The organism is Variovorax sp. GW460-12-1-14-LB1 (assembly GCF_059423605.1).
Genome location: NZ_JBWKYF010000006.1, coordinates 100735 through 113698, shown reverse-complemented (window position 1 = coordinate 113698; position 12964 = coordinate 100735). Strand labels below are relative to the sequence as shown.

Annotated in this window: 12 protein-coding genes; 8 read left to right on the top strand and 4 right to left on the bottom strand. The window is 69.9% G+C overall.

The features are described from left to right. The first annotated feature begins 168 nt into the window (after positions 1–168). Both opgC and AC07Y4_RS05120 read left to right on the top strand, forming a co-directional pair. Positions 169–1311, top strand: coding sequence for an OpgC domain-containing protein (gene opgC / locus AC07Y4_RS05125; RefSeq protein ID WP_062474337.1), 1143 nt, complete (start codon positions 169–171; stop codon positions 1309–1311). A 60-nt stretch (positions 1312–1371) separates the two neighbouring features. Continuing rightward, on the top strand, positions 1372–2169 hold the full coding sequence (locus tag AC07Y4_RS05120) for a hypothetical protein (protein WP_495274276.1): 798 nt from the start codon (positions 1372–1374) through the stop codon (positions 2167–2169). Here AC07Y4_RS05120 and AC07Y4_RS05115 read toward each other — a convergent pair whose 3' ends face one another. From AC07Y4_RS05115 to AC07Y4_RS05105, 3 genes are read right to left on the bottom strand one after another with little or no spacing between them, the layout of a single operon-like run. Then, positions 2170–2946 carry an SGNH/GDSL hydrolase family protein gene (locus AC07Y4_RS05115; RefSeq protein ID WP_495274291.1) on the bottom strand — a complete coding sequence of 259 codons (777 nt, stop codon included), beginning with the start codon at positions 2944–2946 and terminating at the stop codon, positions 2170–2172. A gap of 46 nt (positions 2947–2992) precedes the next feature. Beyond that, complete coding sequence (locus tag AC07Y4_RS05110; protein WP_495274275.1) at positions 2993–3745, bottom strand: anti-sigma factor; 753 nt, start codon at positions 3743–3745, stop codon at positions 2993–2995. Positions 3746–3761: 16 nt separating this feature from the next. Then, positions 3762–4337, bottom strand: coding sequence for an RNA polymerase sigma factor (locus AC07Y4_RS05105; protein WP_235944176.1), 576 nt, complete (start codon positions 4335–4337; stop codon positions 3762–3764). Positions 4338–4524: 187 nt separating this feature from the next. On the opposite strand from AC07Y4_RS05105, the gene AC07Y4_RS05100 reads away from it, so the two are divergent. From AC07Y4_RS05100 to AC07Y4_RS05075, 6 genes are all read left to right on the top strand, one after another. Further along, entirely contained in the window at positions 4525–5085 is a 561-nt protein-coding gene (locus tag AC07Y4_RS05100) for a DUF3455 domain-containing protein (RefSeq protein WP_495274274.1), read from the top strand. A 97-nt stretch (positions 5086–5182) separates the two neighbouring features. Next, positions 5183–5722, top strand: a complete 540-nt coding sequence (locus tag AC07Y4_RS05095) for a hypothetical protein (protein ID WP_095949599.1) — start codon at positions 5183–5185, stop codon at positions 5720–5722. 25 nt (positions 5723–5747) lie between these two features. Next, a complete protein-coding gene (locus tag AC07Y4_RS05090) occupies positions 5748–7049 on the top strand; it encodes a hypothetical protein (protein WP_492684656.1) in 1302 nt (433 codons plus the stop codon). Positions 7050–7120: 71 nt separating this feature from the next. Further along, positions 7121–9313: an ATP-binding protein gene (locus AC07Y4_RS05085; protein WP_495274273.1), complete on the top strand. Its 2193-nt coding sequence runs from the start codon at positions 7121–7123 to the stop codon at positions 9311–9313. Then, positions 9310–9930, top strand: coding sequence for a response regulator transcription factor (locus tag AC07Y4_RS05080; protein ID WP_056572153.1), 621 nt, complete (start codon positions 9310–9312; stop codon positions 9928–9930). Before AC07Y4_RS05085 ends, AC07Y4_RS05080 begins: the two co-directional genes overlap by 4 nt. A gap of 144 nt (positions 9931–10074) precedes the next feature. Further along, positions 10075–11421, top strand: a complete 1347-nt coding sequence (locus AC07Y4_RS05075; protein WP_070062216.1) for an MFS family transporter — start codon at positions 10075–10077, stop codon at positions 11419–11421. A gap of 45 nt (positions 11422–11466) precedes the next feature. On the opposite strand, the gene AC07Y4_RS05070 is transcribed toward AC07Y4_RS05075, so the two are convergent. Then, the gene (locus AC07Y4_RS05070) at positions 11467–12945 is read right to left on the bottom strand and encodes a rhomboid family intramembrane serine protease (RefSeq protein WP_495274272.1); all 1479 of its coding nucleotides are present in this window, start codon (positions 12943–12945) and stop codon (positions 11467–11469) included. Positions 12946–12964 lie beyond the last annotated feature (19 nt).

Here is a 12964-nt window from a genome sequence, read left to right as displayed (position 1 = left end):
GAGGCAGCGCGCAGCGTAGCCGATTTGCATGGCGCTCCGGGAGTGCCAAGCGTCATAGGCCGTCCGTGTTTGAAGCGCGCGTTCTGTCGACGTACGCCGGTCTTCTTACAATCGCTGACGTCGTGCGTGCGCTGCGCAGACCGCCACCAAGACCTCGCCGCCGACCGAATGAAACGCTACTGGGAAATAGACGCCTTGCGCGGGCTGATGCTCGTGCTGATGACCGTCACCCACCTGCCCACGCGGCTGACCGATCCGCTGGGCCAGCCTTTCGGCTTCGTGTCGGCCGCCGAGGGCTTCGTGCTGCTGTCGGCCTTCGTGGCGGGGCTGGTCTACAGCCGCATCGGCCACGTGCGCGGGGTCGACTCGATGCGCCAGGCCTTCTGGCGACGCGTGCTCAAGGTCTACCTGTGCCAGGCGGCGATCCTGCTGTTTTTGTTCACCGTGATCGCCGCGCTGGGCGTGCACATCGACCAGCCGGCGGTCAAGAACCTCGTGTCGTACTACCTGGCCGAGCCGCGCGACGGTTTCCTGTTCGGGCTGCTGCTGATCTACGAGCCGCCGCTGCTGGACATCCTGCCGATGTACATCTTCTTCATGCTCATGAGCCCCTGGGTGCTGGCCTTCGCCATGCGCCACGGCTGGACGCTCGTGATGGTGGCCAGCGCCACGGTCTGGGCGATGGCGCAGTTCGGGCTCAGCGAATGGGTCTACGGACTGGCGGTGCGTTACCTCGGCGTGCCGGTGCCGTTCCACGAGATGGGCGCCTTCAACACCTACGCTTGGCAGTTCCTGTGGTTCGCCGGCCTGTGCCTGGGCGCCAGCCGCAACGCGCCCGAGGCCCGGCCGCTGCGCTTTCCGGCCTGGCTGCTGGTGCTGGCGGCGGGCATCGCGCTGTACGGTTTCTACTGGCGCCACACCGGCATCAACGGCCAGGCGCCGTTCGGCGGCGATGTGGAAATGAACCTGCTGTTCGACAAGTGGCAGCTCGGCCCGCTGCGCATCGTGAACCTGGTGGCGCTGGGCATCCTGGCGGTGCGCTTCGGGCCCTGGCTCATGCGCAAGATCCCGCGCCTGCACTGGCTCGAGGCCATGGGCTCGGCCTCGCTGCCGGTGTTCTGCGCGCACCTCGTGGCGGTGCTGCTGGTGCTGGCCTTCTATGGCGACAACCAGATGGCGCGGCCCTGGTGGGGCGACGGCCTGCTGCTGGCGGCGGTGTTCGCGGGGATGTACTTCGTGGCGCGCTTCACGCGCGGCGCCGACGTGCCGCCGCCGGCGGACGATGTGCCTTCGGAGCCTGCACCGGCGTAGGTGTCTGCAGGGAGCGCCGCTCGTTTTTTTGAGAAGAGGGGGAGGGCGATGATCGATTCCGTGCTTTGGAGACGTGCACTGGCGGCCTGCGTGCTGGCGTGGGGTGCGGCGGCGCAGGCGGCGCTGCCGGAGGCGGTGCAGCAGGAAGTGCAGCGCTGGCTGAACTGCTACAGCCCGAACTATTCGTCGGCCTGCGAAATCGCACTCGACAGCAGCTCCGCCCTTGGCCGTGTGCGCCGTGGTTCGGCGCTCCTGCTGGGCTCGGAGGTCGATGCCGCGACCCGCGCCCGCGCGATGGAAGACCTTCGCTCGGCGGCGGCAGAGGGCTATCCGCCTGCCTACGAATCCCTGGCGGTCTTTCTCGGGCGTGGCGCCGGCTGGAGCGAGGGCCTGCGCTGGCGCTGGCTCGGGGCCGAACACGGCCATGCCGACGCGGCGAAACAGCTGAGCGGGCGCATCGACTTCGATGGGTCGGATCGCCAGTCGGCGGCCGACCGGATGTTCCTGTCGTGGGTCCACTGCCATCCTGCGTCGTTCGAGAGCAGCGGGCCCACGATGTCGGCCTTGAACGATGCGCGCAAGGCCTCACCGGGCGCCGACCTGACGCAGGTGATCGCCCAGGTCCACGCGAAGCGGCTCAACGAAGCCAAGGCGAAGGCCGAGAACTTCCTGCACGGCTGCGTGCCGGGCGCCTACTACCTGTCCAGTCTCTCGCCCGACGACCAGGCCTGGGTGCGCAAGACGGTGCGCGCGCGCATGGTGCAGACGCTGAAGAACATCCAGGCGGCGGTGCGCAAGTTCCCCGACCTGGAGCTGCTCACGCTCCCCGAATACCAGGACCTGCTGCCGCCGCCCTGATCAGGGCGCGTTGGTCGGCGCAACTGGCGCCGCAGGCGGCATCGGAAGATGCGGCGCCACCACCGACTGCCACAGCCGGTAGCCCTCGTCCGTCAGGTGCAGCCGGTCGCCGCGGAACAGTTCGGGGCGCGGGCGGCCGTCGGCGCCGAGCATCGGCGTGTGGATGTCGATGTACTCGCTGTTGGGCAGCAGGTTCAGGTAGGCCGAGATCACGTGGTTGGTCTCGCGGATCTGCGGCATCAGCTGTTCGCGCGACGGGCTGGGCTTGACCGAGATGAAGCTGATGCGCGCGTCGGGCAGCTCGGCGCGCACCGCGTTGGCAAAGCGCGCGAAGCTGTCGAGCACCTGCAGCGGCGTGCGGCCCTCGGCCAGGTCGTTGTCGCCCGCATAGAGCACCACCTGCCGGGGCTTGTAGCGCACCACGAGGTCGCGCGCGAACAGGGCGCAGTCGGCCAGCGTCGAGCCGCCGAAGCCGCGGTTGACGATGCCGCCCGGCACGCGGGAAAAGTCCTGCGACAGGCGGGTCCACATGCGCACCGTGGAGCTGCCCACGAACACCACGCCGCCAGGGGCCGGAAAGCGCTCCTGGTCGGCGCGCGCGAAGGCGGCCAGTTCGTTGTGCCAGCGGGCCTTGGCGGCGAGGTAGGCGGAGGTGGTGTCGGCGGCCGTGGCGCCGTCGGCTTCGTAGGGGAAGGCGGCGGCCGCGGTCTGGGCCTGGGCGGTGAAGGCGGCGGTTGCCAGCAGCAGGGCGGCGGTGGCCGCCAGCGCGGATTTCATCGAAGGCATCGGAAAGAGAACGGAAGCGGAGAAATTCAGGACAGGGTCAGAGCGTTTTTTCGATCAGCGGCCCATGGAACAGCACCGGCCCGGTCGGGCCGCCCGCGCTCGGCACGCCGCCCTTGGGCTCCAGGCTGATCGCCAGCGCCGGCACGCGCACATCGGATTCCGAGGCGGCCAGCCGCAGCGCCGGTGCATTGTCCAGCACGCCGAGCGAGCGCGGCGCGCCGCCGGGCGGCAGGGCCCACAGCTGCAGCGACTTGTCGGCGCCTTCGCGGAAGCTGCCCACACGCTGCAGCACGAGCTGCTTCTTCTTCGGGTCGAAGGTCACGAGCATGGAGGCGGCAGCCTTGTCGTCGGACAGCACGGCCACGTACTGCACGGCGGGCGCGTTGACCAGCTGCTCGCGCAGGTTCAGGCCCACGCCCACGGCCAGCACGGCCACGAGCGCACCGGCCGCGGCGGCGCCGCGCCACAGCGCGAGGCTGCGCAGCCAGCCGCCCGTCGATGCAGAGGCAATGGGCGCGGCGTTGTCGCGCTGCCGCTCGAGGGCCTGCTGCGCCTGCTCGGCGTCGATCAGGTTGCGGATGCGGGTCCAGACGGCCGGGTCGGGCGTGACCGGCTGTTGCAGCTCGGTCATGCCGGCCAGCCGGCCCTGCCAGACCAGCGCGGCGGCGCGCACGGGCGCCTGCTCGCGCGCCAGGGTTTCGAAGCGGCGGCGGGCGCCGCCGCGCAGCGTGCCCAGCGCATGGCTGGCGGCCAGCAGTTCGAGCAGTTCGGGGTGGGCAAGGAGGTTCATGGGGCGGGTCTCGTGGTCAGGCGAAGCGGCCCATGCAGGTGCGCAGCTTCTCGAGCCCGCGCCGGATCCAGGTCTTCACGGTGCCCAGCGGCAGCTTGAGCTGTTCGGCCAGTTCGCCGTGGCTCATCTCGCGCAGGTAGGCCAGGCTGACCACCTCGCGCTGGCGGCCCTCGAGCTGGCTCAGGCACTGGTGCAGCGCCCAGGCCTGCTCGCTCGCATCGGCCATGTCGGCCGGGTTGGGCGTGTCGGATTCGAAGGTGTCGGCCATCAGCTCGTCGAACTCCTGCGTGAGCTGGGCGCGGTCGGCGGTGCGGCGGCGCAGCAGGTCGAGCGAGCGGCTGCGCACGATGAGCCCCAGCCAGGCCAGCGGCGGACTCAGCGAGGCACGGTAGTCGCCGGCCACGCGCCAGATGGTGAGGAAGGACTCCTGCAGCACGTCTTCGGCCCACTCGCGCTGGCGCACCACCCGCATCGCCAGCCCCATGAGGCGGGGCGCGGTGCGGTCGTACAGCTGTCGCAGGGCGGCTTCGTCGCGATGGCCGATCCGGTCGATCAGCGCCATCAGTTCGGCGTCGGGGCTGGGGGCTGTCATTCGCGGATTGTGGGGCATCGGTGCGCATGTCCGAGGTACGGCCCGGCCGGGGCGGCGGATTCAGCGCGGCCCGCCTGAATCCATTGGCCGCCGGGCTGCGTACACGGGACAGGGGGCGTCGAGATGCAGAACTCCAGACGGCGGCTCTTTCTCTTTCACCGATCAAACAGACACCGAGGAAACGACCATGCACATCCGCACCCTGACCGTCCTGGCTTCCACCACCGCAGCGGCGCTCGGCCTGGCCGCCTGTTCCGGCATGGGCGCCAAGCCCGCGCCGATGTTCTCGCAGGCCAGCCTGCCCGACGCCGTGAAGGTGCCCGCCGGCCACCGCGTGGCCATGGAAACCGTGGGCGCCGGCGACATCACCTACGAATGCCGCGCCAAGGCCAACGCGCCGGGCGCGCACGAATGGGTCTTCGTCGGCCCCGACGCCAAGCTGATGGACCGCGCCGGCAAGCAGGTCGGCAAGTACTACGGCCCGCCCGCCACCTGGGAGAACGCGGACGGCTCGAAGGTCACGGCCACACAGGTGGCGGTGGCGCCGAACGGCACCGGCAACATTCCCCACCAATTGGTGAAGGCCAACCCCGCCACCGGCATGGGCGCCATGCAGGGCGTGAGCTACATCCAGCGCGTCGCCACGCAGGGCGGCGTGGCCCCCGCCGCCGCCTGTGGCGCCACGAACCTGGGCCAGAAACAGGTCGTGAAGTACCAGGCCGACTACATCTTCTATCGCGCCAGCTGACGCGTTAAGAGCCCTCATCCCGCCGCCGTTTGGAAACATTCGGCAACGTATACTGCGCCGCAAAACGGAGCGGGACCGCGTGCGCGCGGGGGCGGGAATGAAGCAAATTGCGATCGTGATCGCGCTCTGCGTGGGCGCGTGGTATTTCTTTATCGGCGGCCGCAAGCTCGACGAGGCCATGGCGCGCGATTACTACCGCAAGGAAGCGCACGCCATCTATTCGCGCGATGCGCAAGCGCTGTGCAAGCAGCTCAGCCGTAAGGCGGTGATCGAGAGCAAGGTCACGATGATGGGCCGCACCGTCGAGAGCAGCCACAACCGCGAGGAAGCCTGCGAGGCGGTCGAGAAGACCTTCGAGCTGTTCCGCGCCGTAGGCGACCGCATGGGCGGCATCCTCACCATCGAGTACGAGTACCACATCGACGCCGTCGAGGTGGCCACCGACCGCAAGAGCGCCGTCGTCACGGGCACCAGCGTGCTCAAGATGGGCGAGGCCGCGCTCCAGTACAAGACCAGTTTCAGCCAGCGCCTGGAGCGCGAGCTCGGCCAGATGCGCCTCGTGCATTCCAGCGACGCCACGGTCGTGCGCATGGGCGGCGCGGGCGCCATGAGCCAGAGCGATTTCTTCCGCAAATAGCCGCAGCCGCTGAACAGGCCCCGCCATGATCGACCGCGACTCCCTGCCGCCGCCTCCGCCGTTCTGGCACCGCCTCAACAGCTTCTTCGCCTTTCCGCTCCAGCTGCGGCCGCTGGCCTACGGGCTGGTGCTGTCGTTCTGCAGCCTGCTGTTCGAGGCCGTGTTCTTCCTGCCCGATGCGCTGGCCTTCGTCGTCATCGAGGTCGGCATCATCCTGGCGGCCAGCCGCTACGGCTTCAAGGTCATTGCGCTGGGTGCGCGTGGCATCCGCGACTCGGCCGACTTCGGGCGCGAGTCGAGCGACGAGTGGACCTACCTGCCGTGGAAGCTCTTCGCCATCTCGCTGGTGCAGACGATGCTCATCGGCTGGCTCGCGTGGTACGAGCCGGTGCTGGGCACGGTGGGCCTCTTCATCATGTCCTTCACCTTCCCGGCGGCGGTGATCGTGCTGGTGCAGTCGGGCAGCTTCTTCCAGGCCATGAACCCGGGCTATGTGATGGACGCGATGCGCACCATCGGCTGGCCTTATGCGCTGCTGTGCTTCTTCCTGTTCCTGCTGAGCACGGGTGCACAGGTGGCGATCTCGATGGTGCTGCCGGTGTTCGACGGGCGCATCGTGCTGCCGATCGTCAACTTCGCGTTCATCTACTTCGGCTGGGTGATGGCCAGCCTGCTGGGCTACGTGATGTACCAGCACCACGACGCCTTCGGCATCGACCTCGTGCCCGGCGCGGGCGCCGACATCGGCGCGCCGGCCGACCGCCGCACGCCCGCGCAGATCGCCGCGCAGCGCACCGACGCCGAGGTGGCGCAGTGCATCACCGACGGCGACCTGGCCGCCGCGCTGGGCATTGCCTACGAGGCGCAGCGCACCGCCGACGCCGACGACCTGGCCGCGCAGCGCCGCTACCACCGCGTGCTGGCGCTCATGCCCGAGAAGAAGGACACGCTGTTCGACCACGCGCGCCGCTTCATTCCGCTGTTGATGCGGCGCGACCTCGCATCGGATGCGCTGAAGGTTTTCAAGGCCTGCCGCGCCATCGACAAGACCTTCGTGCTCGACGACCCGGCGATGGTCATCGCGATGGCCCGCGCCGAATGGCGCGGCGGCGACGCGCACGGCACGCTGGCGCTGCTGTCGGGCTTCGACAAGCGCTTCCGCGGCCACGCGGCGATCCCGCAGGCCTACGAACTCGCGGCCCGCGCGCTGGTGCAGGGGCTGGGCCGCACGGACATGGCGCAGCCGATCCTCACGACGCTCGAGGCCCGCTACCCCGAGAGCGAGCAGACGCAGGAAGTGCGCTGGCTGCTGCGGCCGGCGGCCTGAGGGAGGGCCGGCCCGCGGATCAGGGCAAAATTCCGCACGCCGCGCCGGCCGGACCTGCGGACCTGCCTCCCATGCCGCCCCTCACGCCCGAACCGTCTCTTCCTGCTTCCTCTTCTTCTGCATCGCCGGCGCGTTCCCGCCGCCGTGCGCTGGTGGCCTGGGCGGGCGCCGTCGCGCTGGCGCTGCTGCTGATCGCCGTGGCCGGCCAGTGGGCCGCGCGGCGCGAGGCGAACTTCCAGGCCGACTCGATCCGCCGCGCCATGGAAGTGCATGTGCTCGGCCTGCGCGACGCCGCCGGCAAGTACGGCTACCTGCCGTTCACCGCCGGCATGCACCCCGACGTGCTGGCCGTGCTGGCCCACCCGCAGGACCCCGCCGCGCGGCAGCGCGCCAACCACCACATCGAGGAAGTGAACCGCCTCGCGGGCTCCGACGCGCTGTACCTCACCGACCCGCAGGGCCTCACGCTGGCGGCGAGCAACTGGGCCACGCCGCAGAGCTTCGTCGGCGAGTCGTACGCCAACCGGCCGTACTTTCTCGACGCGCGGGCCGGGCGGCGCGGCCTGTTCTACGGCGTGGGCCAGACCACGGGCGAGCCGGGGCTGTTCATGTCGGCGCCGGTGCGCGCCGAGGGCGGCGGCGAGGTGCTGGGCGTGGTCACCGTCAAGGTCAGCCTGCGCCAGCTGCACGACGCCTGGGCCTTCGTGCGCGATCCGATCCTGCTGACCGACGCGCGCGGCATCGTGTTCCTGAGCTCGGTGCCGGGCTGGATGTACCAGGCCACGCGGGCGCTCAGCCCCGCCGACCTGGCCGGCATCGAGCACGACCAGCAGTACGGCGCGCGCACCCGCTTCGCGCCACTGCCCTGGCGCGTCGAACACATCGAGGGCGCGCCGGGCTACCTGGTGCGCACCACGGTCGGCGGCAAGGCGCGCCGTTTTCTTGCGGTGGACGAGCCGCTGCCCGACCTGGGCTGGACCCTGACGGTGATGGCCGACCACGCCGAAGTCACCCGCGCGCGCGAGCGCACCTGGATGCTCGGCCTGCTGGGCGCCGGCGTGCTGCTGCTGGGCGCGCTGTACTGGCGGCTGCGCGAGCGCCGCTTCGCCGAACAGCGCGACGCGCGGCGCGACCTCGAGCTGCGCGTGCGCGAGCGCACCCACGAGCTGGACCAGGCCCATGCCTTCCGCAAGGCGATGGAAGACTCGCTGCTGGTCGGCATGCGCGCGCGCGACCTGCAGGGCCGCATCATCTACGTCAACCCGGCCTTCTGCGAGATGACCGGCTACGGCGCCGACGAGCTGCTGGGGCGGCTGCCGCCGTACCCCTACTGGCACCCCGACGACGTGACGCAGCACTGGTTCCACTACGAGGCCATGATGAGCGGGCAGCCCGCGCGCTCGGGCTTCGAGTCGCGCCTGCGGCACCGCGACGGGCACGAGGTCATCACCATGGTCTACACCGCGCGACTCATCGACGCCGACGGCCGCCACAGTGGCTGGATGAGCTCGGTGGTCGACATCACCGAGCAGAAGCGCGCCGAGCTGCGCCAGCGCCAGAACGACGAGCAGCTGCAGCACGCGCAGCGCCTGGCCAGCCTGGGCGAGATGGCCTCCACGCTGGCCCACGAACTCAACCAGCCGCTGATGGCGCTGAGCAACTTCGCCAGCGCCGCCAAGGCCTTCGCCGCGCAGGGCAACCAGCCGCTCCTGGCCAGCAGCCTCGACGAGACCGTGGCGCAGGCCAAACGCAGCGCCGAGATCGTGCGGCGCATCCGCGGCTTCGTGCGCCAGCGTACCGCCGGCACCGAAGACTGCGCCGTGGCCGCGCTGGTGAGCAATGCGCTGGCGCTGCTGCAGGGCGAGATGCGCCAGCGGCAGGTGCGCGCCGAGGTGCGCATCCCGCCCGCGCTGCCGCCGGTGCGCGGCGACCGCGTGCTGCTCGAGCAGGTGCTGTTGAACCTGCTGTCGAACAGCCTGCAGGCGATGGAACAGGGCACGCCGCCCGACCGGCGCGTGGTCGAGGTCGAGGCCGAGTTGCATGAAGGCCGCGTGCACATCCGCATCGCCGACCACGGCCCCGGCATCGACGCCGCGCTGGCCGAGCAGGTCTTCGCGCCGTTCTTCACCACCAAGGCCGGCGGGCTCGGGCTGGGCCTAAACATCTGCCGCACCATCGTCGAGGCCCATCGCGGCCGGCTGTCCTTTGCCGACCGGCCCGGCGGTGGCACGGTCTTCACCCTCGAACTGGAGGCTTCCCCGTGAACGCACCCCTGCTTGCCAACCACCTGTGCGTCGTCGACGACGACGAGGCCGTGCGCCGCTCCCTGGGCCTGCTGCTGCTGTCGCGCGGCCATGCGGTGCAGGCCTTTGCCTCGGGCGAGGCCTTCCTGGCCGGCGCCGACCTGCAGCGCCCGGGCTGCGCCATCCTCGACCTGCGCATGGAAGGCATGAGCGGCCTGCAGGTGTTCGACGCGCTGCGCGCGCAGGACAGCCCGCTGGTCGTGATCTTCCTGTCCGGGCACGGCGACATCCCGATGGCGGTCGAGGCGGTGCAGAACGGCGCCTTCGGCTGGCTGGAAAAGCCCTGCAACGACGAGCGCCTGCTCGACAGCATCGCCAAGGCGTTGCAGAAAGCCGAAGAGATCGCCGTGCGCCGCCAGGCCCGGCAGGCCGCGCAGGCGCTGTGGGCCAAGCTCACGCCGCGCGAGATGCAGGTCGCCCGGCTCGTGGCCGAAGGCCTGCCCAACAAGCGCATCGCGCAGGAACTGGCACCGCTGGAACTGCGTACGGTGGAAACGCACCGGGCGCACATGTTCGCGAAGCTGGGCTTTTCGAGCAGCCTGGAACTGGACCGCTTCCTGCGGGAGCATGGACTCTAGAACTTAGGGTTTACCCCTGCGTACCGGTACGTAGCCCCGCGGGCGGGGGCTACGGACGACAGCGCGCCCCCGGCGGACCAGACTCCCCGGCACGGCTTTCCGCGGGCTTCGCGGGGGCTGCAGCCAGAGACAAGGACCCCCCGCATGACCGCCATTGCCAGCAGCAGCACGAGCGCCGGCGCTTCCAGCCCGGACGCGACCCGCGACACCACCCCCTACACCTTCGAGGAAAAGCGCAAGCGCATCTTCGCCATCTTTGCCGCCTCGTCCGGCAACCTGGTGGAGTGGTTCGACTTCTACGTCTACGCCTTCTGCGCGATCTACTTCGCGCCCTCGTTCTTCCCCAAGTCGGACCCGACGGTCCAGCTGCTGAACACCGCCGGCGTGTTCGCCGCCGGCTTCCTGATGCGCCCGATCGGCGGCTGGCTGTTCGGCCGGCTGGCCGACCGCAAGGGCCGCAAGACCTCGATGGTGACCTCGGTCGTCATGATGTGCGTGGGCTCGCTGGTCATTGCCTGCCTGCCCACCTACGCGCAGATCGGCGCCTGGGCGCCCGCGCTGCTGCTGGCTGCGCGCCTGCTGCAGGGCCTGTCGGTCGGCGGCGAGTACGGCACCACGGCCACCTACATGAGCGAAGTGGCCATGCGCGGCCAGCGCGGCTTCTTCTCGTCGTTCCAGTACGTCACGCTGATCGGCGGCCAGCTGCTGGCCGTGGTGGCCGTGGTGGTGCTGCAGCAGCTGCTCACCGAGGCCGAGCTCAAGGCCTGGGGCTGGCGCATTCCCTTCGTGCTGGGTGCCCTGGCCGCCGTCGTGGCGCTGATGCTGCGCCGCACGCTGACCGAAACCGCCAGCACCAAGACCCGCGCCGCCAAGGGCGCCGGCAGCGTGGCCGAGCTGTTCAAGCACCACAAGCGCGCCTTCCTCGTGGTGCTGGGCTACACGGCCGGCGGCTCGCTGATCTTCTACACCTTCACCACCTACATGCAGAAGTACCTGGTGAACTCGGCCGGCATGTCGATCAAGACCGCCAGCAACGTGATGACGGCGTGCCTGTTCCTGTACATGTGCATGCAGCCGCTGTTCGGCGCGCTGTCGGACCGCATCGGCCGTCGCAGCAACATGCTGCTGTTCGGCGCCCTGGGCGCGCTGATGACGGTGCCCGTGCTGAGCAACCTGCAAAGCGTGAGCAGCCCGCTGATGGCCGGCGTGCTGATCACGCTGGCGCTGGCGGTGGTGAGCTTCTACACCTCGATCAGCGGCATCGTGAAGGCCGAGATGTTCCCGCCCGAAGTGCGTGCGCTGGGCGTGGGCCTGTCGTACGCGGTGGGCAACGCCATCTTCGGCGGCAGCGCCGAGTACGTGGCGCTGGGCCTGAAGTCGATCGGCCACGAGTCGTACTTCTACTGGTACGTGACGGCGATGATGGGCGTGGCCTTCCTGGTCAGCCTGCTGCTGCCGAAGCAGGCGACGTACCTGCACAACGACAAGTAAGCGCAGCGGCGCTTCGTCAACGAACCCGGCCGCGTGCCGGGTTTTTTACGTGCGCTGCAACGCGCGCGTGACCATGTCGTTGGGCGCCAGCCGCAGCAGGTGCGGCAGCAGGCCCAGGGCCCGATCGCGTTCGCCCGCATGCAGCAGGCCGTTGGCGCACACCGACAGCGTGTCGGCCAGCTCGGGGTGGTCGGGCGCGGTCTTCAGCAGGATGCGGCAGAGCTTGTCGGCGTCGCCGAACTGGCGGATGCGCGCGAAGCGGCGCGCCAGCCGGGCCATGTCGTCGGGCTTCAGGCGCACGCCGGGTTTGGCCTGGTCGAGGTAGGTCGTGAAGCTGCTGTGCTGCAGCGCCAGGGTGTCTTCATCGGTGGCGGGCAGGCGGAAGATGCGGCGCGCGGCCTGGTGGAAGTCGTCGCTCGCGGGCTGCAGGCGCGCGGTGTGGAACCAGGCGCGCAGCGTGTCGGTGTCGCCGGGGCGCAGGGCGGCGGCGGCGCGCCATTCAACGCACGCGGGCTCGAACTTCATGGCCGCCGACAGCTTGCGCGCGGCGGCCACGTGCTGGTCGAAGCGGTGGTCGTCGGTCACCATTTCCGACTTCACGGTCTCGGGCGTCTTCACGCGGCCCAGCCACATGGCGCCGGCCATCAGCGCGGCGCCCGTCAGCAGGCCGCCCAGGTGGGCCATGTAGGCGATGCCCTGGCCGCCGATCCAGTGCTGCACCAGCTCGTTGGCGATCCAGGCCGGCAGCAAGAGCAGGGCGGGCGCCGTGACGTAGTTGAAATAGAAGAACAGCTGGTAGAAGAAGCGGATGCGCCGCAGCCGGTACATCACGGCGTACATGCCCATCAGCGCCGAGATCGCGCCCGAGGCGCCCAGTCCGTAGCCGCCCTTGCCTGCATAGGCCCAGCCGGCCAGCAGCGCGGAACCCACGCCGCCCAGCAGGTAGAAGCTCAGGTAGGTGCCGCGCCCCAGCGCCAGTTCGACCGAGAAGCCGAACAGGAAGAGGAACAGCATGTTGCCCAGCAGGTGGCCCGTGCTGCCGTGCAGGAAGGCGGCGGTGAGCCAGGTCCAGGGCTTGAACTCGGCATCCTTGCCGTAGTCCTGCGACCAGCGCGCGGTGAACGGCGCGGGCAGCATCGCCTCGTACTGGCGGCGGTCGCGCTGCCATTCGTCGAAGCGCGGGTTCGCGGGCGTCACGACTTGGTCGGCGCGCAGCTTCTTCAGGAAAGGCTGGTCGTTCTGCAGGCCTTCGAGCAGCTGCGGATAGGCCTCTTCATGGGCCAGCATGCGGCGCGCCAGCTTGCCGCGTTTCGGGTCGGTTTTTTCGAGCCACTCGACGAAGGGCGGCAGCTCCAGCTCGGGCAGCACGCTCTGCACGTAGAACTGCGCCGCGCGCTCGCGGCCGTTCTCTTCGCTGCGCTGCGGCCCCCAGAACACGAGCATGTTCAGGAGGATCAGCAGCACCGTCATCCACGGCGGGTTGCGCCAGCTCGGCTTGTTTTCGAGCGGGATGGCGTAGAACATGAAGCGCGGCCCTCAGTGG